At 40.1% G+C, this 19,568-nt stretch carries 20 protein-coding genes; 7 read left to right on the forward strand and 13 right to left on the reverse strand.

Features of this window, described 5'->3' with window-relative positions; all coding sequences use genetic code 11:
- The first annotated feature begins 14 nt into the window (after positions 1-14).
- Together NSQ94_RS18410 and gerQ are read left to right on the forward strand one after the other, a co-directional pair.
- Entirely contained in the window at positions 15-392 is a 378-nt protein-coding gene (locus tag NSQ94_RS18410) for a cell wall hydrolase (RefSeq protein ID WP_063389130.1), read from the forward strand.
- A gap of 10 nt (positions 393-402) precedes the next feature.
- Positions 403-846, forward strand: a complete 444-nt coding sequence (gene gerQ, locus NSQ94_RS18415; RefSeq protein ID WP_063389060.1) for a spore coat protein GerQ — start codon at positions 403-405, stop codon at positions 844-846.
- A 383-nt stretch (positions 847-1,229) separates the two neighbouring features.
- Here the strand turns inward: gerQ and NSQ94_RS18420 are convergent, their stop codons facing one another.
- The 4 genes from NSQ94_RS18420 to NSQ94_RS18435 form a co-directional block, all read right to left on the reverse strand.
- Positions 1,230-2,870, reverse strand: coding sequence for a b(o/a)3-type cytochrome-c oxidase subunit 1 (locus NSQ94_RS18420; protein WP_339229799.1), 1,641 nt, complete (start codon positions 2,868-2,870; stop codon positions 1,230-1,232).
- Positions 2,867-3,340 carry a cytochrome c oxidase subunit II gene (locus tag NSQ94_RS18425; RefSeq protein ID WP_063389062.1) on the reverse strand — a complete coding sequence of 158 codons (474 nt, stop codon included), beginning with the start codon at positions 3,338-3,340 and terminating at the stop codon, positions 2,867-2,869. Before NSQ94_RS18425 ends, NSQ94_RS18420 begins: the two co-directional genes overlap by 4 nt.
- Before the next feature lie 15 nt (positions 3,341-3,355).
- Entirely contained in the window at positions 3,356-3,511 is a 156-nt protein-coding gene (locus NSQ94_RS18430; protein ID WP_339229801.1) for a cytochrome c oxidase subunit 2A, read from the reverse strand.
- Between the two features lie 286 nt (positions 3,512-3,797).
- Entirely contained in the window at positions 3,798-4,169 is a 372-nt protein-coding gene (locus NSQ94_RS18435; protein WP_063389063.1) for a DUF423 domain-containing protein, read from the reverse strand.
- Between the two features lie 432 nt (positions 4,170-4,601).
- Between NSQ94_RS18435 and NSQ94_RS18440 the strand changes: the two genes are divergently transcribed.
- Positions 4,602-5,831, forward strand: a complete 1,230-nt coding sequence (locus NSQ94_RS18440) for an IS110 family transposase (RefSeq protein ID WP_027725928.1) — start codon at positions 4,602-4,604, stop codon at positions 5,829-5,831.
- Positions 5,832-6,051: 220 nt separating this feature from the next.
- Here NSQ94_RS18440 and NSQ94_RS18445 read toward each other — a convergent pair whose 3' ends face one another.
- A complete protein-coding gene (locus NSQ94_RS18445; RefSeq protein WP_063389064.1) occupies positions 6,052-6,357 on the reverse strand; it encodes a YwdI family protein in 306 nt (101 codons plus the stop codon).
- A gap of 151 nt (positions 6,358-6,508) precedes the next feature.
- Between NSQ94_RS18445 and speE the strand changes: the two genes are divergently transcribed.
- Entirely contained in the window at positions 6,509-7,357 is an 849-nt protein-coding gene (gene speE / locus NSQ94_RS18450; protein WP_094244739.1) for a polyamine aminopropyltransferase, read from the forward strand.
- A gap of 536 nt (positions 7,358-7,893) precedes the next feature.
- Here speE and NSQ94_RS18455 read toward each other — a convergent pair.
- From NSQ94_RS18455 to NSQ94_RS18470, 4 genes are all read right to left on the reverse strand, one after another.
- On the reverse strand, positions 7,894-9,504 hold the full coding sequence (locus NSQ94_RS18455) for an IS1634 family transposase (protein ID WP_339192846.1): 1,611 nt from the start codon (positions 9,502-9,504) through the stop codon (positions 7,894-7,896).
- A 427-nt stretch (positions 9,505-9,931) separates the two neighbouring features.
- Positions 9,932-10,360, reverse strand: a complete 429-nt coding sequence (locus NSQ94_RS18460; protein ID WP_063389066.1) for a hypothetical protein — start codon at positions 10,358-10,360, stop codon at positions 9,932-9,934.
- 28 nt (positions 10,361-10,388) lie between these two features.
- The gene (locus NSQ94_RS18465) at positions 10,389-10,943 is read right to left on the reverse strand and encodes a hypothetical protein (protein ID WP_311066668.1); all 555 of its coding nucleotides are present in this window, start codon (positions 10,941-10,943) and stop codon (positions 10,389-10,391) included.
- A 523-nt stretch (positions 10,944-11,466) separates the two neighbouring features.
- Positions 11,467-12,150 carry a uracil-DNA glycosylase gene (locus NSQ94_RS18470; RefSeq protein ID WP_063389069.1) on the reverse strand — a complete coding sequence of 228 codons (684 nt, stop codon included), beginning with the start codon at positions 12,148-12,150 and terminating at the stop codon, positions 11,467-11,469.
- 748 nt (positions 12,151-12,898) lie between these two features.
- On the opposite strand from NSQ94_RS18470, the gene NSQ94_RS18475 reads away from it, so the two are divergent.
- A complete protein-coding gene (locus tag NSQ94_RS18475; RefSeq protein ID WP_063389070.1) occupies positions 12,899-13,534 on the forward strand; it encodes a L,D-transpeptidase in 636 nt (211 codons plus the stop codon).
- A 137-nt stretch (positions 13,535-13,671) separates the two neighbouring features.
- Here NSQ94_RS18475 and NSQ94_RS18480 read toward each other — a convergent pair whose 3' ends face one another.
- Together NSQ94_RS18480 and NSQ94_RS18485 are read right to left on the reverse strand one after the other, a co-directional pair.
- Entirely contained in the window at positions 13,672-14,619 is a 948-nt protein-coding gene (locus NSQ94_RS18480) for an SDR family NAD(P)-dependent oxidoreductase (RefSeq protein WP_311066669.1), read from the reverse strand.
- Positions 14,620-14,701: 82 nt separating this feature from the next.
- Entirely contained in the window at positions 14,702-15,331 is a 630-nt protein-coding gene (locus NSQ94_RS18485; protein ID WP_311066670.1) for a TetR/AcrR family transcriptional regulator, read from the reverse strand.
- 142 nt (positions 15,332-15,473) lie between these two features.
- On the opposite strand from NSQ94_RS18485, the gene NSQ94_RS18490 reads away from it, so the two are divergent.
- A complete protein-coding gene (locus NSQ94_RS18490) occupies positions 15,474-16,283 on the forward strand; it encodes a bifunctional hydroxymethylpyrimidine kinase/phosphomethylpyrimidine kinase (protein WP_311066671.1) in 810 nt (269 codons plus the stop codon).
- A 61-nt stretch (positions 16,284-16,344) separates the two neighbouring features.
- On the opposite strand, the gene NSQ94_RS18495 is transcribed toward NSQ94_RS18490, so the two are convergent.
- Positions 16,345-17,811: a nicotinate phosphoribosyltransferase gene (locus tag NSQ94_RS18495; protein ID WP_144597608.1), complete on the reverse strand. Its 1,467-nt coding sequence runs from the start codon at positions 17,809-17,811 to the stop codon at positions 16,345-16,347.
- Between the two features lie 343 nt (positions 17,812-18,154).
- The gene (locus NSQ94_RS18500) at positions 18,155-18,952 is read right to left on the reverse strand and encodes a glycerophosphodiester phosphodiesterase family protein (protein ID WP_242009305.1); all 798 of its coding nucleotides are present in this window, start codon (positions 18,950-18,952) and stop codon (positions 18,155-18,157) included.
- Positions 18,953-19,245: 293 nt separating this feature from the next.
- On the opposite strand from NSQ94_RS18500, the gene NSQ94_RS18505 reads away from it, so the two are divergent.
- Positions 19,246-19,527 (forward strand): biotin/lipoyl-binding protein, encoded by a 282-nt coding sequence (locus NSQ94_RS18505; protein ID WP_235600486.1) that lies wholly within the window; start codon positions 19,246-19,248, stop codon positions 19,525-19,527.
- Positions 19,528-19,568 lie beyond the last annotated feature (41 nt).

Raw genomic sequence — 19,568 nt, forward strand, 5'->3', positions numbered from 1 at the left:
TATTGGCCAGATTGATGAGAGCTGAAGCAGAAGGAGACGGAGATTTAGGCATGCTTCTTGTAGGCAATGTCGGTGTCAACCGTGTCCTTGCAGATTGTTTAGACTTTAAGGATATACGCACCGTTCGTAGTATGGTGTTTCAAAGCCCCGGAGGCTTCGAAGCCACACAGAAAGGATATTTTTATCAGGCTGCAAGGCAAAATGAAATAGACTTAGCAAGAAAAGTTTTGAAAGGAAACCGCTACAGTCCTGCAGAAACTGCTTTGTGGTTTTTTAAGCCATATGGCGATTGCCCTGCTACATGGTATAACCAATATAACTCAGGACGATATAAATCCCATTGTTTTTATATTCCTGCACAATCTGTTTGCCCAAGCGTATATAGATTTTAGGAGGTTGAACATGAGCAACAAAAAACAGAACCAACGGCAGCAGCAGGGGTATCCAGTTCCTGCAGTTACTCCTGTACAGCCAACCTATCCGTACGGATTTTACGCGCCCAGCGGGTCTGTTATCGGCGCCCCTCCCTCAGCTCAACCAAGCGGCACCAGCGGTCAAGCTGTACCCGGAATGCTTCCGCTTGAAGAATCCTATGTCGAAAACATTTTGCGCTTAAATAAAGGGAAATTGGCCACCGTATACATGACCTTTGAAAACAATCCTGAATGGCCGGCGAAAGTATTTCGCGGCGTCATTGAAGCTGCCGGAAGAGATCATCTCATTTTAAGCGACCCGCAAACAGGAAGGCGATATTTATTGCTGATGGTTTTTTTGAATTACGTCACTTTCGATGAGGAAATCGTATATACATCCCCTCAAAGTCTCGCTTCTTATCCACCAAGATAAGAAAAACGCTAGACAGAGAGAGGCCGGTAGGAATGCTGCAAGACGCTTTATAATTTCTTGAACAGCGCCCTGCCCTTGTCTAGCTTCCTTGTCAAATAGACAGAAGTCTAAGCAGGACAGAAGTCTAAGCAGCCTTGCTTCTTTAATGAAGCAAGGTTATTCAGCTTTTCTATGAGCTTTTATTTTCATTTCGATCTTACTTATATAAATAAAAGCACTTAAATTTCAAAAACGGCCAATAAAGCTTTTTTTCCCTTCGACTTAAAACGTATAATCGAGATTCAGAAAAAATTTCCGATTACCTCCCCCATTTCATCTAGGGCATTTTCCGCATCCATAGCAATAAAAAAAACCGGGCGTGAAAATTCCACGCCCAGTTTCTTCTACCAGAATTTAAATCCCGGTGAACTTGGTGCATTTTCAATGATATCGATGACCGGTACTGTATAAGCGATTACAATTAGCACAACAGACAGACCGATCCAAATTTTCCAATTTTCTAGAAGCAATGGCGTTTTTTCCGCATCTTCATGAACTTCACCAACTGGAAATTCTTCCGTTCCTTTTGGAGCAGCCACTGCCAAATTTATAACAATATAAAGAATCATCAAAATGGCAACGAATAAGATGGCTCCGCCAACCGCCATGATAGTTTGATAAGACATCCATTCCAACGCCTGCGGATGGTCTCCATATGTTGTATAAGCGGTCCGCCGAGGAGCTCCAAACAGACCAACTGTATGCATGGCTCCTGACATTAGGAACATACCGATGCACCAGAAAACGGTTTGAATGATCCCTAATTTATTTAATCGCGGTGTTAACGTTCTGCCTGTTAAATGAGGAACCAACCAATAGGAAATACCAAAAAACGTCAACGCTACAGTGGTGGCCACTGTTAAATGGAAATGTCCTGTTACCCATAAAGTGTTATGAACGACTTGGTTCATTTGGTTACTTGCATTAATGATTCCGCCTGCTCCGCCAGGAATAAAAACGAGCATTCCCATAAACGGTGCAAAAAAGCGAACATCTGTCCACGGAAGCTTTTTCACCCAGCCAAACAGTCCGCTGGCCCCTTTTTCTCTTCCGCTTATTTCAAATGTTGCAAACAAAGCGAAAGCTGTCATTAAAGATGGAACAATGACCATAAACGTCAACACAATTTGCAAAAACTTCCAAAACGGAGTGATCCCAGACTCTAGTATTTGATGATGGAAGCCGACTGGGATGGAAAAAAGAACAAACAGTACAAACGCCAGTCTTGCAAGCGAATCGCTGAAAATTTTCCCGCCTATTATTTTTGGAATGATGACGTACCAGCACATATAGGCAGGCAATAACCAGAAATACACTAATGGATGGCCGAAATACCAAAAAAGTGTTCTGCTTAACAGCACATTGATTTTATCGACTAACCCGAAGGACCAAGGAATAAACTGGAATAATACCGTTACTGCTACGCCCAATGTTGCTATGATCCATAAAATCATTGTGGCAACTGCCATAAAGCTTAATAGAGGAGACGGCTTTCCTTCATTTTTCTTTTTCCAGACAGCGTATTGGCTAAACATGCCAGCTCCGCTTACCCAGCTGCCGACTACAACAAGCGTCAGACCGATATAAAACCATGGCGATGCTTTAAGTGGTGCATAAAAAGTGTATAGAACGGTCGCTTTATTTAATAAGATCATAACCGTTGTAATCGCTGTTCCAATCGTCATAAGCCAAAAGCCGATCCAAGCCGTCTTTTTGGCAAACGGAGTTAAATCACCTGTCGTCCGACTCATGGAAGCATATAAAAAACCAATGATAAAAAATGTTGTAAAAACAAGTGCCAACAAAACGCCATGAGCAGTCAAAAGCTGATAATATCCGATCCCTGCCGGAAGCTCAAGCGTTCCGCTTCTAACAAAAGCCTGCAATAACCCGGCAATCGCTCCTAAAAACAATGCAATATAACCAACTGCAATATGGGCGAGCGCCAGCTTTCCATCGTTTGGGTGAAGCGCTGTATTTTTCATGCTTTTGTCACCTCAATTTTCGTGCTCATCATTTGGTGCCCAGTACCGCAATATTCGTTGCAAATTATTAAATAGCTGCCGGGTTTATGAAATGTATGTGTAAGCGAATTCACATGTCCCGGGGTCACCATCATGTTTACATTTGTGCCAACGATTTCAAGGCCATGAACAACATCTTTGCTTGTCACGATAATATGAACTTTTGCTCCCTCCGGTATTTTTATGTCATTCGGCATAAAGGCAAAAGCTTGAGAAACTATAACAAGTTCGTATTCGTTGTCTCCAATTTTCTTTAAGCCTGGTTGATTAAACGGCTCTGTCGTGTCTACTTTTTGCGGATCCAATGTGGTCAGATCACTCGGCGGATGATGACCTTGTGCAAATGCACTGATGCCCACGATTGTTAAAAACATCACAAGCGTACCTATACCTATTAATAGCCAAACCTTTTCAAGTCTGTGCAAATGCAAGATGATCCCCCTCCTTTATAATCGTTGAATAAATAAGTAGTAAACTCCAAACCAAGAAAGTATTAAAAAAAGAGCCAGCATAAGAACGAATAAAAAAGTGCCAAATAACGAATATTCTTTCTTTTGAGCAATTTCCTGCTCTTTTTTATCGGAGATGAATTCTTTTGCCACCCATAACACCACCTTTTCTTCTTTTAAAAAAATTGTAGTTTAGCTTACGTTAGTCAATCTGTGAAAAAAATCACATTTTCCATAGTACTTTTTGACAGTATGTTGAACAAAAAAACATTGCATTCACACTGAATCTTCTATCATTAGGAAGCTAGGAGCCAAAATGAACGGGACACATTTTTGGATAAAGCTCTGGCTATGACCTTTGAATCGGTTAAGAAGGTCACCCTTTCATTTCTTTGCACAAAAAAACGCCTGTCCCGATATAGTAGACAGACGTTTATATTTACATATATTTAACTGCAGCAACAGCAAGAAGAACCCATGCAATTAAAAATGAAATGCCTCCAAGCGGCGTAATTGCACCTAACACTTTGATCTGCGTCACACTTAATATATACAGGCTTCCGGAAAACAGGAGAATACCGATGAGCATCAGCCACCCGGCCCAATTTGCATAGCCTGCCTGCGGATGCTGCTGCAAAAACAGAGCCGTGACAAAAAGGCCTATCGAATGGAACATTTGATATTGTACACCTGTTTGCCATGTCTCCAAATATTTTTGCGGAATTTTCCCTTCCAAACCATGGGCGCCGAATGCTCCTAAAGCTACAGACAAAAAAGCACCGACGGCTCCAAGAATGAAAAATATTTTCATAATCTTCACCCCTCGTATACTAAGTTTCAGAAAGTTTTTTTATCGAATTTCCAGTCCGATACGCTCCTTGACAATCGCATATCTTGGGTGGTTGCCTTTGTGGGAGGGGCGCGCCCCTCCCACAAAGGGTTGAGCGTACCGGGGTTGGACTTTTCGCAATGTTCCTGGATAATGGTCTTAGGATCATCGGGGATACTCTTCTCACTCCTGTAGCTTTGACTACTTGTAAAGTCTGTCTCCTCGGCCCCTGTTTGGACGTCTAACCCGCAGGCTGTTCCCGTTGGTTTTCCCCATGCTGGAAGGAGCAGCTTCCAGGGCAGCCCATGGTCCAACGTGAGTTCTCATATGCGAGGGTGACTGGTCAACAGGCGCGATCCGGGGGCATCCCGAAGAGTCCTACCCCTCGATCCTACAACAATAGGAGGTGATCTCATGAAACTCTACGTCGGGATCGACGTGAGCTCACGCGACTTAGCCACCTGCATTATGGATCATGAAGGAAATACGTGCGCACGCTTCAAAGTGGATAATCATCTTCTGGGCGCCACCTTCCTTCGGGATCAAATCCTCCTGTGGGCTAACAAGCGAAAGCCAACCGAAATTCTGATCGGGATGGAAGCCACCTCGGTCTACAGTTGGCATCCAGCTATGTTTTTCCACCAGCAGGAGGCCTTGCAGGCTTGGAACGTCAAGGTGTTTACGATCAATCCAAAGCTCATTCGCAAGTTTAAAGAAGCCTATGTCGACTTGGAGAAAACGGATGACATCGATGCTTGGATCATTGCGGATCGGCTTCGCTTCGGCCGTCTGAAGATGACGGCTGTCCTCAAGGAGCAGTTTCTCGCGCTTCAGCGACTGACACGCATGCGATATCATCTCGTCCACCAGTTAACCCGTGAGAAACAGTATTTTCTCCAGCACTTGTTTTACAAATGCAGTTCCTTTACCCAAGAGGTGGACAGTTCGATCTTCGGACATGCCATTCTCGAACTGCTGCTTGAGTCGTGGAGCCTCGATGACATCTGCCAAATGGATGTCAAGCAGTTGGCCGACTTCCTGCGCCAAAAAGGGCGCAATCGCTTTGCCGATCCGGAATGCATCGCCAAGTCGATTCAAAAGGCGGCCCGTTCGTCGTATCGGTTGTCCAAGTGTGTCGAGGATTCCATCGACTTGCTGTTAGGGCTGTCGATTCAATCAATCCGCAGCCTGCAATCGCAGCTCAAAGAGCTCGATAAAGCCATTACCCGCCATCTTGAAGGCATTCCGAACACACTGCAAACCATCCCAGGCATCGGACCGGTTTATACCGCAGGCATCCTGGCCGAAATCGGGCAAATCGAGCGGTTTCACAACCAGGCCGCCTTGGCAAAATATGCCGGCTTGACATGGTCCAAGCACCAATCGGGCCGTTTTCAAGCCGAGGACACCTCCCTCATTCGTTCCGGCAATCGCTATCTCCGTTACTACCTAGTGGAGGCTGCCAACTCGGTGCAACGGCATGATGCGACGTTTCGTGCGTACTACCGGAAGAAGTATGAGGAAGTGCCCAAACACCAACATAAACGAGCCCTCGTCCTCACCGCTAGAAAACTCGTGCGTGTGATCGATGCGCTGCTACGCAACGGTCAAATCTACACGCCAAGAAAGGGGGAAGATCGATAAGAGGATCGATCTGGTATACCAATATCAACCTTTAGACCCAGTTTATTACATGTACCAATACTGGGTTTCTTCAGTATTGCCTTTTTTCGGATCATCGGACAAGGGAATTTCCAATTTCTATGATTTTTCACCTTGACATATTACCGCAGGACTTTTTCCCTTCATCTTACCTTATCGTCCGTTTTTTTTAAATGAAGATTTTACAGATGACAAGATTTTGTTAGAAATCAAAAATAGATTCTCCATTTGCATCGTCTTCGACCAACAAACGTTCTTTCATTGTCAGCGTTTTGCTGTTTGCATTTCCGATCATTTTTTCCAGCTCTAATGGAGTTATTTCACTTTCGCTTTTTGGCTCTTGAATAGCTGAAAAATCATAATTTTCCTCTTGTTGATCCAAAATAACATCACATAAAGAACGGATGACAAGAAGCCGGGCTTTTAGATCATGAGGTGTTCCTGCTGCCTTTGCCTTTTTCAGTTCCTCCTCCATTTTGCCTATTATGCTTGAGACCGGTATATTCAACTCCTATCGCTCCTTATTGAAAGATAATGATCTTGCTTTTTTTATCATATTTGATTTTTTCCTTATTGACAAACTTGTCTGCTTCATTCACTTTTCATAACAAACTTGTTACAATAAGTAAGGAATTTTTGAGCACAAGGAGGGCCTGCAGATGGACAATCAATATTTACAAACAATAAACGGCGATTTATGGTTAACAGAAGATGAAAGAGAAAATTTAAAAATCAGCTATAGAATCAAAGAAGTGCTTTTTTCAAAGCAATCCCCTTTTCAACATGTTATGGTATTGGATTCGTATGATTTTGGCCGCATGCTAGTGCTAGATGGAGTTGTGCAAACCACTTCTATTGATGGGCATATATATAATGAAATGATTTCCCATGTCCCGCTCAATCTCCACCCAAATCCGGAAAAAGTGCTGATCATCGGCGGCGGAGACTGCGGTGTTGCCAGAGAAGTATGCAAATATGATTCAGTGAAGGAAATCGATATGGTGGAAATTGACGAGCTTGTCGTTTCCGCATGCAAGGAGCATCTGCCTGAAGTGTCAGGAAACTTAAGCGACCCGCGCGTAAATTTCTTATTTATTGACGGCGTGAAATATGTAGAAAACAAACAAAATGAATACGATGTGATCATTGTTGACTCTTCTGACCCGATTGGACCGGCAGAACAGCTGTTTTCAAAAGATTTTTATACCAACCTATATAAAGCGTTAAAAGACGATGGCCTCATGGTATGCCAAAGTCAATCGCCTGTTTTCCACTTGGATGTTTTAAAACGGTCTTATAGCCATATTCAATCTTTATTCCCGATTACAAAACTATACACAGCTGTTGTTCCTACATATCCGGGAGGACTATGGAGCTTTACAATCGGATCGAAAAAATATGAAGATGTAAAGTCGGACAATTTTTCGAAAGATACAAAATATGTAAATCAAGCTATTCTCGAAGGGTGCTTTAAGCTTCCTGAGTTTTTGCAGCAAGCATTGAAATAATGGAGCTGGCCCAAAAGTCATTGAAAGTTGGCTTTTTGGGCCTCTATTTGTTTTGACAAAAAAACATACTTTCTAGTAAAAATGCAAGCGTCAAACGAACAATAAAGAAAGAACTGTGTGCTGCAAAATAAAGTACATAATATTGCAATCAGACAAAGACGAGAATTTGCTTAAAGAAACGCAAAAAGTGAGAGGCGATGGTAAAGCACCTCTCACTTAGATAAAATCTCTTTTGCAACTGGGAATTCGCCTATGCTGGTATTCGCCAGCTACTTTCAAAAATACAAAAGCCAATGAAGAAAAACGAGCTGTTTTCTCCACTTACTTCATTTAGCGACTTTATCAGAAAGTCTAAAATATGATATGTTGCTTATTTTTCAAACAGTTTACAAATAAATGGGATGCCAATCATCAAATGGTATTTTGATAACTTGATGAAACTATTTGTGAAACTCAAGTTTGACAGAGTACACTAAAGAAAAGCCCGAAAATACTGGTGTTTTGGACTTTACCCACAACACGTACCACTACACTTGTTAGTGGCACGTGTTTTTTTCTAATACTCTAGGAGGCGCTTGTGTGACAAGTGCTTCAAATGCTAGATTTGCTTGACCTTGTAATTCTGTACGAACGATTTGCTCTTCACCATTCACGCGTATTTTCGAGGCCTTCATCTGGCTTACATCATGCAAAATATCCTTTACACTTGTTTGGCATCCTATTTCTTTTAGCTTATAGGCCAAAAAGGATTCCATGACAAGCGCAAGGAAACAAACCATGATATGGCCTCGAATACGAGATTCCACTCGATGGTACATCGGGCGAAGTTCTAGATTCGACTTCAGGTTACGAAAGGCTTGTTCCACTCTCCACAACTCTTTATAGGCAAGTGCTGCCTCTTCATCCGTTAATGACGAGTTGGTCCGAATGGCGTACTTTCCGTCAAACTTTTCGTCATTGGATACCTTCTCTTCATCAATTTTGGCCGATGCTTTTTCTATCGTTAAAAACTTGGAATACGCACGGTTTTTGACGAGTCCAGATGGACCGAGTTCATCAAGCTTCGATTGAAGGTTTTCTAACACGACTTGACGACTCGCTCGATCACGTTCTTCAGCGTCCGGATTGTAACAGAGTACATACGTTTCGCCATCGATTTTCTTTGACTTCACTTTTAGATTCGGGAGAACCTTCTTATATGGCCCACGGATGGATAATAGCTCTTGGGCTTTCTTCGACTTTCGTAATTTGACACCCACAATATATTCCATGCCCAGTTCACGAATTTGATCTAAGTTGGCTTCACTAACCATTCCGCGGTCTCCCACTAGAATGACTTTCTGAATAGGATAGCGCTTCTTCAGGTCTCCAACCACCATGCCAAATGTCTTCGTATCATGCATGTTTCCAGGGAAGACTTGATGCCCAATCGGAATCCCTGTTTTGGTCATTAATAAGCCAATCACGACTTGTTTTCGATCTCCACGATGATCTTTGGAGTAACCATAGTGAGCCAGCAGTTCGTCTGCTTCCTCTCCTTCGAAATAGGTGCTTGTCGTGTCGTAAAACACGATATCTACTTCTAATGAGGTTAAATCGGTTAAATGTCCATAAAGTTGTTCCTCAATTTTTTCTTTTTGTTCACTTAAGAAGTCTAATGCACGATAGTAGTGATGGAGTTGAATGTCTGAAAGACCTTCTGCATAAATCGTGTCGATCCATTGTTTGAAGATATAATGCTTACTATTGGGATCCATGAGACGGTTTAACACCATGGCAAAAATGGCTTCGTCATACTGAGAAGCAGCCTCGGAATCATCCATGATTTTACGTAATAGCCGACCAAGCCCTAACTTTTCCCATACCTTTCGGAACAGATAAACCGGCCCAAACTCTTTTGTCCAAAGCACGGAGACAGAAGAGGAAGAGCCTTGCCCGTGAATTCGGTCAAAGTAACGCTCTGAAAATTTGGCTAATCCCTCGATTATGTTATCGACAGAGCCATTCTCTAATAAATGTTCTAACCTCCCTAGATTACAAAGCGTTTGTTGCCGAACTTTATTGTCTACACGAAATGTACGACATATTTGTAGATATTGACGAACAGAACCATTTTTATTTTTTTGCTTATTAATTCGAATATACATAGCACTAATAGTATAACATATATTACATATTATTGAATATACAAAAGTTATCCACATAACACTACATAATGATTATATTTTCGATAAAAAAAGTGGATAACTATTGGTATAATCACCTTTAGTTATCCACATGTAGTGAAATGGTGTCAAACTTGAGTGAAATATACTCACCTACTAAAACAACTAATCCCGCAAAAACTGCGGAAAAAACGGCTTGTTTCATAATAATCATTTCTCCCCCAATTGGGGAAAGACTATAGAATATTTACTATAATTATACTTTCTATACTGGGACGCCAGTTACATATTCAGATAAAATAGCCCCTACGATAGCTCCTGCAACTGCTCCACCAATTCCACCTTTAATTATTGCTCGGAAAACAGTTTTAGTTAACCAGAATTCGACTCGGACGAGTGTGCTCTTTTATTATTTTGTTGAAAGAATCTTTTTGCATACTGGAAAAAGGTTATCTTCATCTTTTGCAAATTTTTTTAATAGGTTTTCAGTAACTTCAATTGGAAAACTTTGTTTGTCTTCATCAGTGAGAGAAAGTGTTTCAATGACATACTGATGAAACTCCTGAAGATTTGGAAATTCACCAGTTTTTCTATACATTCTTTCTGTTTTACTGACTAATAAGGTTAATTTATGATACTTAGTTGCATCAATATTTAATTTTAAAAGAACATAGTCTATATCATTTTTATCAATATGTTTGTTTGTTTCAACAAGTTCAACCAATAGTTTCATTACTTTACCCAGTTTTTGTGTTAATTGATATGTTTCTTTATCAAGTCTGTTAATTTGTTCAATTTCTTCTTCAATATGTTTAATTCTATCCTCTAATTCTTTCATTCATACTTCCCCTCCCTACCTATGTGTCTTACACTGGAGCCAAAAATTCAATAGCTTCTCTAATTACGGAGGCTACAATTCTAGCTGTGGTTTTTCCTAGAGGTTTTTTTAATGCTTGATAAACAGCATCTTCTATCTTACCATAGGTTAAATTTTCCACACTTTCTAATTTTCTTAAAGCAGGTTTAACGTAAGTATGCATTAAATTTCCTACTTTAACAGCTGCGTCTTTCCCTAAAGTTTTACCTACAAAATTAGTTATGGTAGTAGTGTTATTAATCGCCCATTTTAAAGCTTTTTTAACTGCATAGCTAGGAACAGAGTTTGTTTGAACGCCGCCAGGTCTAACTGGGTCAGTTACTGTAATAGAACCTGGTCTATCTAATTGATAATTTTTAGCAAAACTATTATAGTCGAGAACTAACTCTTTTTTCTCATTATTTAAAGCATCATAATCATTTTCAGTTGGTAATACAGTAGTTGGTTCATTTGTCGCAGCACTTGTTTTATTACCTTCAAATCCTACGAATGTTGTTAATAGTATTGCTGAAGAACTTAAGATTAAGATACCTTTTTTTAACATATTTTTCCTCCTTGTAATAAATAAAATTGTTAGGAATGATCGTACTTTGTCAAATCCTCTACTCCGCAAAGAACAAAGCGATGCTTTTGTAGTCTTGAGATATTGGTCATTTGCTTCGAACCTCCTTTCTATTTGAAAGACGTTTTACAAGTCTATATTGTTTCAATATTTCCTAAAAAATCCTTTTATGAGCAAATATGACAGATTCCAATGCAATGACGAGGGTGCACAAATCTATTCTTGAAGAAAAACCGAGGCAGAAAGTGCGCCCCGTCATATCAAAGGCAATCGGTCGTTCCGCAGATTTTCTTTTCGAGGGCTTTCGAAAGTCCAAACGGAGTTGGAATTGTGGCCATGGAACACAATCTATTGAAAGCGTCCGGAAAGTCATTCACTTTCAACAGAATCTCCAAAAAAATAAAAAGACGGATGAAGAAAAACTTTATGATGTTTCTTCATCCGTTTTATTTTTGGATAGTCTCTTTTTCACGTTTCCACTTATCACGCAAACGGCAGGCAGCAATTAAATGTCATTATCGCTGATGCACCAGTCAATTTCTTCTGATCCGATGGACTTTAAAAATTGATTTGCTTTAGAAAAAGGCCTGCTGCCAAAAAAGCCTCTGTTTGCCGAAAATGGCGATGGATGCGGCGACTCAATGACAAAATGCTTATTCATGTTAATCATTTCTTTTTTCGCCTGTGCATGCCTTCCCCATAAAATAAAGACGACTGGACGCTCTCGCTCGTTTAAACAGCTAATCACTCGATCGGTAAATTGTTCCCATCCTTTTCCTTTATGAGAATTGGCTAGTCCCTGCCTTACCGTCAGCACAGTGTTCAATAATAGAACACCTTGCTTCGCCCATTTGACAAGATGACCGTGGTTTGGAGGCTTGCAGCCGAGATCGTTCTCAAGCTCGATGAAAATATTTTTCAGAGACGGCGGCTGAGCAATCCCCGGCTTTACGGAAAAGCTTAATCCATGTGCTTGATTTGGTCCATGATACGGATCTTGGCCTAAAATGACAACCTTTACTTCTTCATAAGGCGTGTAATGCAAAGCATTAAAAATGTCGTACATATCCGGATAAATCGTATGATGGGCATATTCCTGCTTCAAAAATTCCCGCAGCTCTTTGTAGTATGGCTTTTCAAACTCTTCTTTCAACAGTCCCCACCAATCATTTTTTAAAATCTGCTTCAACGTTTGCCACCCTCTTAGCTTCTACTGATCTATCACTATTTTTAATGTTATGATGATTCGGCTTTTTTTGTCAAAGGGTGACAGCTGTCGCTAATATTTTGCAAAATGTTCCACATGAAACATTAAGGCTTTCGACAGAAGCAAGAGGGCAAAAATCGCAGTAAAGACTGAAATATCAACTTTTTTGCCGTTCCCATTATAAAGTGAGAAGCTTGGTGCCCTAAATGTACGAAAAACATTTGATGCATTTTTATCACGTTTAAACAAGCCGTAATGCTCCAAGATAACGCAAATGTTCTGACGATTCTATTGATTTTCGTCTGTTAGAAACTCGCAGGTAAACGGAATATCCATTCATTTTTAACAATTACCGAATAGCCAAATGAGACAAAGCTCGTCATTGAAAAAATGCTGAAACAGACGGACAAGGCCTACGACATCAAAGGTGCTGCCCCCCTCGATGCTTTAATGTGGCAGACGCCCATAAGGAAGGCATTTTAGGCGAGGGTCATGATCCTGAGGCACACCTCATCCCAATCATTTGCTAGAAGAGGTTTCGAGCTTGATGTCGATACACAAGACGGAAATAATTTTTTTGCTTACTCCTTTATTCAAGTTCACAAAAAAATTATTTATGTTTCTTTTTGATTACAAATTTTTTCGTAATTGCAGCTTTTTTTGAATAGTTCTTTGCATAAGCACATAATTTTATAAAGAGAATGGACAGAAAGGACAGGTTTAAAAACATATGAGCATAAAGAAAATCTATATAGGTATCGCATTTATTTCTTGTTTCTTTTTTATTCTTTCATCACCAGTTGCAGCTGAACAAAAGATTGATGGTCAGCTGATCATAATAAACAAGAGCGTAAATAAACTGGCATTTTTTGAAGACGGAATTCTTCAAAGAGTATTTCATGTCGCAACAGGAAAATATGCTCAGCTAACTCCAGAAGGCATTTTCCCCATTGTCACAAAAATTAAAAACCGCCCTTATTTTAAAGAAAAGATTCCAGGAGGAGACCCGAGAAATCCATTGGGTGATCGCTGGCTTGGTCTTGATGCTTTAGGATATTATGGAAATAATTTTGCCATTCACGGCAATAATAATCCAAGATCGATTGGAACGTATGCAAGCAGCGGATGTGTCCGCATGCATAACGCCGAAATTCGCTGGCTCTTTGAAAAAGTTGAGCTGCATACGCCAGTCATTATTCTAAAATCCAATAAAAGCTTTGACGTTATTGCAAAAGAGCACGGATATTATACTGAACAAGGGGTTCCTGTCACTATTCGGAATGGAAGAGTGCTGTTTGAAAGGGAACAGTTAACGAAATCACCCGAAAATATGTATTCACCGCAGGGAGCTTTTGCTAAACAATAAACCATGGGGCGGAGACGGAGCAAGCAGCTGAATTACTCCGTTCCACTCAAAAGGTTTGCTGAATTAGACGAAATCGGGAAAGTATTGAGCATTTAGTCTCTCCGTTTCATGCGAAGCCAGTTGCAACATCGGGGTGATCACGCTTCTTCTTGATGTTTCATAAAATCAACAGTTGCGATGATGCCTTGTTCGTAAGGAGTTTTTGGCAGCGGCCCGATTCTTTTTTCAAATTTTTCACCCGATAATACGACAGGCTCTTCGACTAAGTACATCATTTCAACCATTTCCTTCATCATCGGGCTGAATAACCCTAAAAAATAAATCATCGATTTCGTGACAACACTTACTTTCTTTTCATATTGAAGCTTTTCCCTCAAGATTTGAATAATTTCCCGTCCGGAAATAACTCCCGCCCCCGGTATATTCCAGTGCTCATGATAGGTATCGTCCCTTAATGCAAGTTCAACTAAAGCTTTGGCACCGTCCGGCAAAAAAATATATTCCCTCGGTATATTTAAATCCCCGATAAATTGAGATCGTTTATTTTGGACAACTTTTTTTAACGTATGATGCAACAATGTTTTTTTCCCACATGGACCGTAAAAATCGGGGAAGTGAGCGATCAAGTAGTCTACTCCGCTTTTTTCCACCATTTCAGCAAGCCGCAATCGTATTTTTCCTTTTTTAGTATGAGGATTTTTCGGATCAGTCTCGGACATTGTTTTTCCATTTGACCGTCCATATGCATAAATATTATCAACGACAACAAGCTTAGCTTTTTCTTTTTTTGCTGCCGCCAGCACATTTTCCATGATGATCAGTAGATCTCTCTCCCACTGCGGATACGGTATGTTAATGGCATGGAAAATCCATTCCGCACCTTCGCATGCTTGCAAGATGCTGGATCGATGGAGGGCATCTCCAGCGACAATGCTGACGCGATCGTTCAAACGGTGAAACATTTTTTTCATTTTTTCTGTATTGCGGGCTACGGCGACAACCTCAATATTCTCTCTATTCAGCAATTCATGAACTAAATTGTAGCCCATTCCGCCTGATGCACCTAAAATAACCGCTTTTTTCATCCTTTTTACCTCCGATCTTAAAATTAACCATTGGTCAATAATATGCAAAAAAGTAAATAAGCTTAAGTGCTTATTACTTTTTTTAACTTAAAAATCCTTTGATTAAAAAAGCAACATATTGCTCAGCAAGTCCTTCCATATCTTTATACTCAGCATCGGTCTGTACATATTTCGTTACAAAACCGCTTACTGCAAGAAACAAACACCAAATGACTGTTGGGTTTGCTTTATCGGGAGCAAACTGAAAAATAGCCTGCGCAAAACGTTCATATGACTTATTCGGCTCTTGCTCCATCAGCATATCAAGCTCGAGATTTTGTGTTAAAAACATCAGCTTATAATGACTTTTATATGTCAGCCCGAATTCAATAAACTTTAACAAGATCGTTTTTACAGCTTCTTCTTTAGAAGAATACGAGGCTTGCAGCACTTTTTCTAGCAGCCCGTCTAAAAATTGAAAATCCGTCTGCACAATTTTATAAAAAAGCTCTGCTTTATTTTGAAAATGATAATAAAGTGCTCCATGTGTGCAGTGCAATTCTTTGGCGATTTCCCGCATGGAAACATGTTCATATCCTTTTATGACAAAAAGCTCTCTAGCAGCATTCATAATTGCTTCTTTCGTTAATTCAGTGTCTTTTTTTCTAGGAGCCAATTGTTCCATTCCTTTCTTAACAACAACAAGCGTGCCTCTATTTTGGCGTGTTGGCATTTAGCTGCATTCTTATTTATTAACCGATGGTTAATTATATTTTAATCCTTTTTTTGTTTTTAAGCAAATGTTTTTCTCTTCTTATGGTACAAACTGCTATAATGTTGTTATAAAATCTTTACAGCTGGATGGAGGTAACAAAATGACAATGAAAAAAGCATTGACGATCGCAGGTTCTGATTCCAGCGGTGGAGCAGGTTTACAAGCGGACTTAAAAACGTTCCAAGAATACGGAGTTTATGGAATGACTGCGGTCACTACAATTGTAGCAATGGATCCTCATAACGGATGGCAGCATCAAGTATTCCCTATTGAAATCGATACCATAAAGGCCCAGCTCGCAACGATTATAGAGGGAGTCGGTGTAGATGCCATGAAAACCGGAATGCTCCCGACAGCAGAAATTGTCGAGCTGGCAGCAGATACAATTAAAAAATATAATTTAAAAAACACGGTCATCGACCCTGTCATGGTATGCAAAGGGGCAGATGAAGTGCTTTATCCCGACCATGCGGAAGCGATTCGCAATTCTCTGACAAAAGTCGCGACGGTTATTACTCCAAATCTCTTTGAAGCAGGGCAATTGAGCGGGTTAGGTCCTATTCAAACGGTCGATCAAATGAAAGAAGCAGCTGCCATTATTCATGATCTTGGTGCAAAATATGTTTTGGTGAAAGGCGGCGGAAAGCTTGAACATAAATATGCTGTTGATGTTTTATATGACGGAAAGGATTTTGAAATCCTAGAAGGCGAACGAATCGACACAACCTATACACATGGTGCTGGGTGCACATATTCAAGCGCGATTACAGCTGAACTAGCAAATGGCAAAACGGTTAAAGAAGCCGTTTATTCCGCCAAAAAGTTTATTACAGCAGCCATCCGCCATTCCTTTCCTTTAAATCAATATGTCGGCCCAACTTGTCATGCCGCATTAAGATTATACGAATAAATAATAGAGCCGAATCGATTAGCTCACGACCATTGTGGCTGTTCGTTCGGCTCTTTTCATGTTAATAATCCATATTTTTAACTTTTTGCTTTACTTCCTCAATATTTCTCATTTTATTTTCCCAGCACAATTCGCTCAGATCAACAGGGTATTCGGCAGGATTTAAAATGCGTTTATATTCATCCCATAACAGCTCCAAATTTTCTTTTACATATGACCGGATTTCTTCCAATGAAGGACATTCATACGTAAGCTCGCCATCAACAAAAATATCGTGATGCAAATCCTTTGCCGTAAAATCGGTTACATATTTTTTGATAAATGTATGGACAGGATGGAACATTTTCAGCCGCTTTTCTTTTTGCGGCTGTTCAAAATGTAATGTAATATAATCTCCTTCAGCCCTCTTATCCTTGTTGTTGATAATTCGATATACATTTTTCAAGCCTGGTGTTGTCACTTTTTCCGGATTTGATGAAATTTTTATTGTATCGACTAATTTGCCGTCGTCCCCTTCAATGGCAACCAATTTGTACACAGCTCCCAATGCAGGCTGGTCGTAGGCGGTAATTAGCTTCGTTCCAATCCCCCACACATCGATTTTCGCTCCTTCAGCTTTTAAATTGACAATCGTATGTTCATCAAGATCGCTCGAAGCTATAATTTTTGCGTTATGGAAACCAGCATCATCAAGCATTTTTCTCGCTTTTTTGGACAGATAAGCCAAATCCCCGCTGTCAAGGCGAATACCGATAAAATTAATTTTATCGCCAAATTCTTTTGCGACCCGAATGGCATTCGGAACACCGGAGCGAAGCGTATCATATGTATCCACCAAAAAAACGCAGTCTTTATGAGTACTTGCATATTTACAAAATGCAACATATTCATCACGATACGTTTGAACAAATGCATGTGCGTGGGTTCCGGAAACAGGAATTCCGAAAATCTTCCCTGCTCGGACATTGCTTGTCCCATCGAAGCCGGCAATATAAGCTGCACGGGTTCCCCAAATAGCTGCATCCATCTCATGGGCTCTTCTTGTTCCAAATTCAAGCGCTGATTCATTTCCAATAATTTGTTTAATTCTTGAAGCCTTTGTTGCGATAAGCGTTTGATAGTTCACAATATTTAAAAGAGCTGTTTCAATAAGCTGCGCTTCCCCTAGAGGGGCTTCCACACGCAAAATTGGTTCATTTCCAAATACAAGCTCTCCTTCTTTCATGGACCGAATCGTGCCGGTAAAACGAAGGTTCTCCAAGTAACGGATAAAATCTTCTTTGTAATTCAGCTCTTCCCTTAAATAAGCAAGGTCCTCTTCTGTGAAGCGGAAATTTTGTATATAATCAATAATTCGTTCCAGGCCGGCAAAAACAGCGTAACCGCTCCCAAAAGGAAGTCTTCTAAAAAACAACTCAAAAACTGCCTTTTTTTGGTGGATGTCATCCCTCCAATACGATTCGACCATGTTGATTTGGTATAAATCGGTATGGAGCGTCAAACTATCATCATTATACATTTTCATCATCATGAAACCCCCATAATATTTAATCGCTGTCTGTTCCATACGGAATGTTGAAATGTCCAAGAGGCCCATTTGTGTCTAGCGGCGATGATAGATGGATGAAGCCTGTTCAGCAAAAATTTGAAACCTTTCAGAGCGGGCATCCCCTTCAAGCTTCCTTGCAATCTATCAGATCTATCTAACGGGCTTAATCGTTGAAACAAATCTCAAGGACGAATCTCCATTATATTATGAAAGCACTAACCGTATTGTACTCCTTTCTATACCGTCATTCAATATTTGCCAAAATTAGTGTCCATTTTAAAAGCCGAAATTACCTAATCCTGCTTCTTTTACTATAAGAGGGTTATTTTGGCAAATTTGTCAAATAATCGGGATAATCCGTAATAATTCCATCGACATTCATGGCCATCAAATGTTGAATATCGTGTATATCTCTAGCTGTATAAGGCATAATTTTCATGCCGCTCTGATGAATCATATAAACTAATTTAGGGGTTACAAGCGCTTTATTCGGATTGATATATGTCGCAAATGCTGCATATTGTTGTAAATGCTCCTCCGTAATAGCGCCATGTCTATATCCGATGAGCACTCCAAGAGAAATCGACGGCAAGACACTGTGGAATTCCTGTAAAAAAGCGGTATCAAAGGATTGAACGACCACATTCAGTTGCTGATCCCCTTTTTCGATCAGTTCTTTTGCCAACCTCTCTACAATGCCGAACTGCTTTTTCGGTTCTTTAACTTCTATTAAAAAATTGATCTTCCCCCTGTATTTCTTAAGGACATCGCATAAAAGGGGTATTTTTTCTCCGGAAAATTTTCGATGAAACCAGGCTCCAGCATCAAATTGTTTTAGTTCTTCATATGTGAAATTTTTAACTAAACCTGACCCGTTTGTTGTACGATCAATCGTTTCATCATGAATAACGGCGAGCAACCCGTCTTTCGTCATCCGTACATCCAATTCTAAATAATCCGCCTTCATGTCAATAGCGAGATCAAAGGCTGCAAATGTGTTTTCCGGAGCATATCCAGATGCTCCCCGGTGTGCGACGGCAATTGTTTTGTTAGGCTCTTTTTGAAAATGAAATATTTTATAAAAAAAGCGGTGAACATAATAACGAACATAATCAAGCATGCATAACCATCCCCGTTTTTTTAGATTTATACTAAATAATAATCACTTACATTAATTTATAACATTTTTTTTACAATTTTATTTTTCTTTTGCAGGATATTTCGTTTTGGAATAGAATAGTATTTAGAATATAAAAAAATTTTTAATTAACGCATCTTACAACACACCATTGTTTCCAGCCTGCACCTCATGATGAGAAGTTTTGGCCAAATCTCCTCTTCATAACACCCATTTCGCTTTTGTCCCGGATTATGCCCTATGCAAAAAATCTTAAGTTCAAGGAGAGTGATGGGATGATTAGAAAAGACGTGATGACAAAAACATGGGGAAATAAAGAAATTGTGACAAGTCCGTTTTATGGTGTCATAAAAAAAATTATGACCGAAGCAAAAAACCGGATTTATGAATGGGAACCGTTGTTTACCATTCAAACGGATGAGGGTACTCTTGTCCAAATCAGCGTCGGTATTGGAGGAATCATTGACAAGCTGTTCGTCAAAGAGGGAGATCGGGTTATTCCTGGAGCAGTCTTAGCATATATTGATGAAGATTTAATAGTCACTGGCAGCGATTAAGAATTAGGACCCCTAAGAAGAAAAAAGGGGTCCAGTAATAG

Source organism: Aeribacillus sp. FSL K6-2833, from assembly GCF_037965815.1.
Classification (GTDB): Bacteria; Bacillota; Bacilli; order Bacillales; family Aeribacillaceae; genus Aeribacillus; species Aeribacillus composti.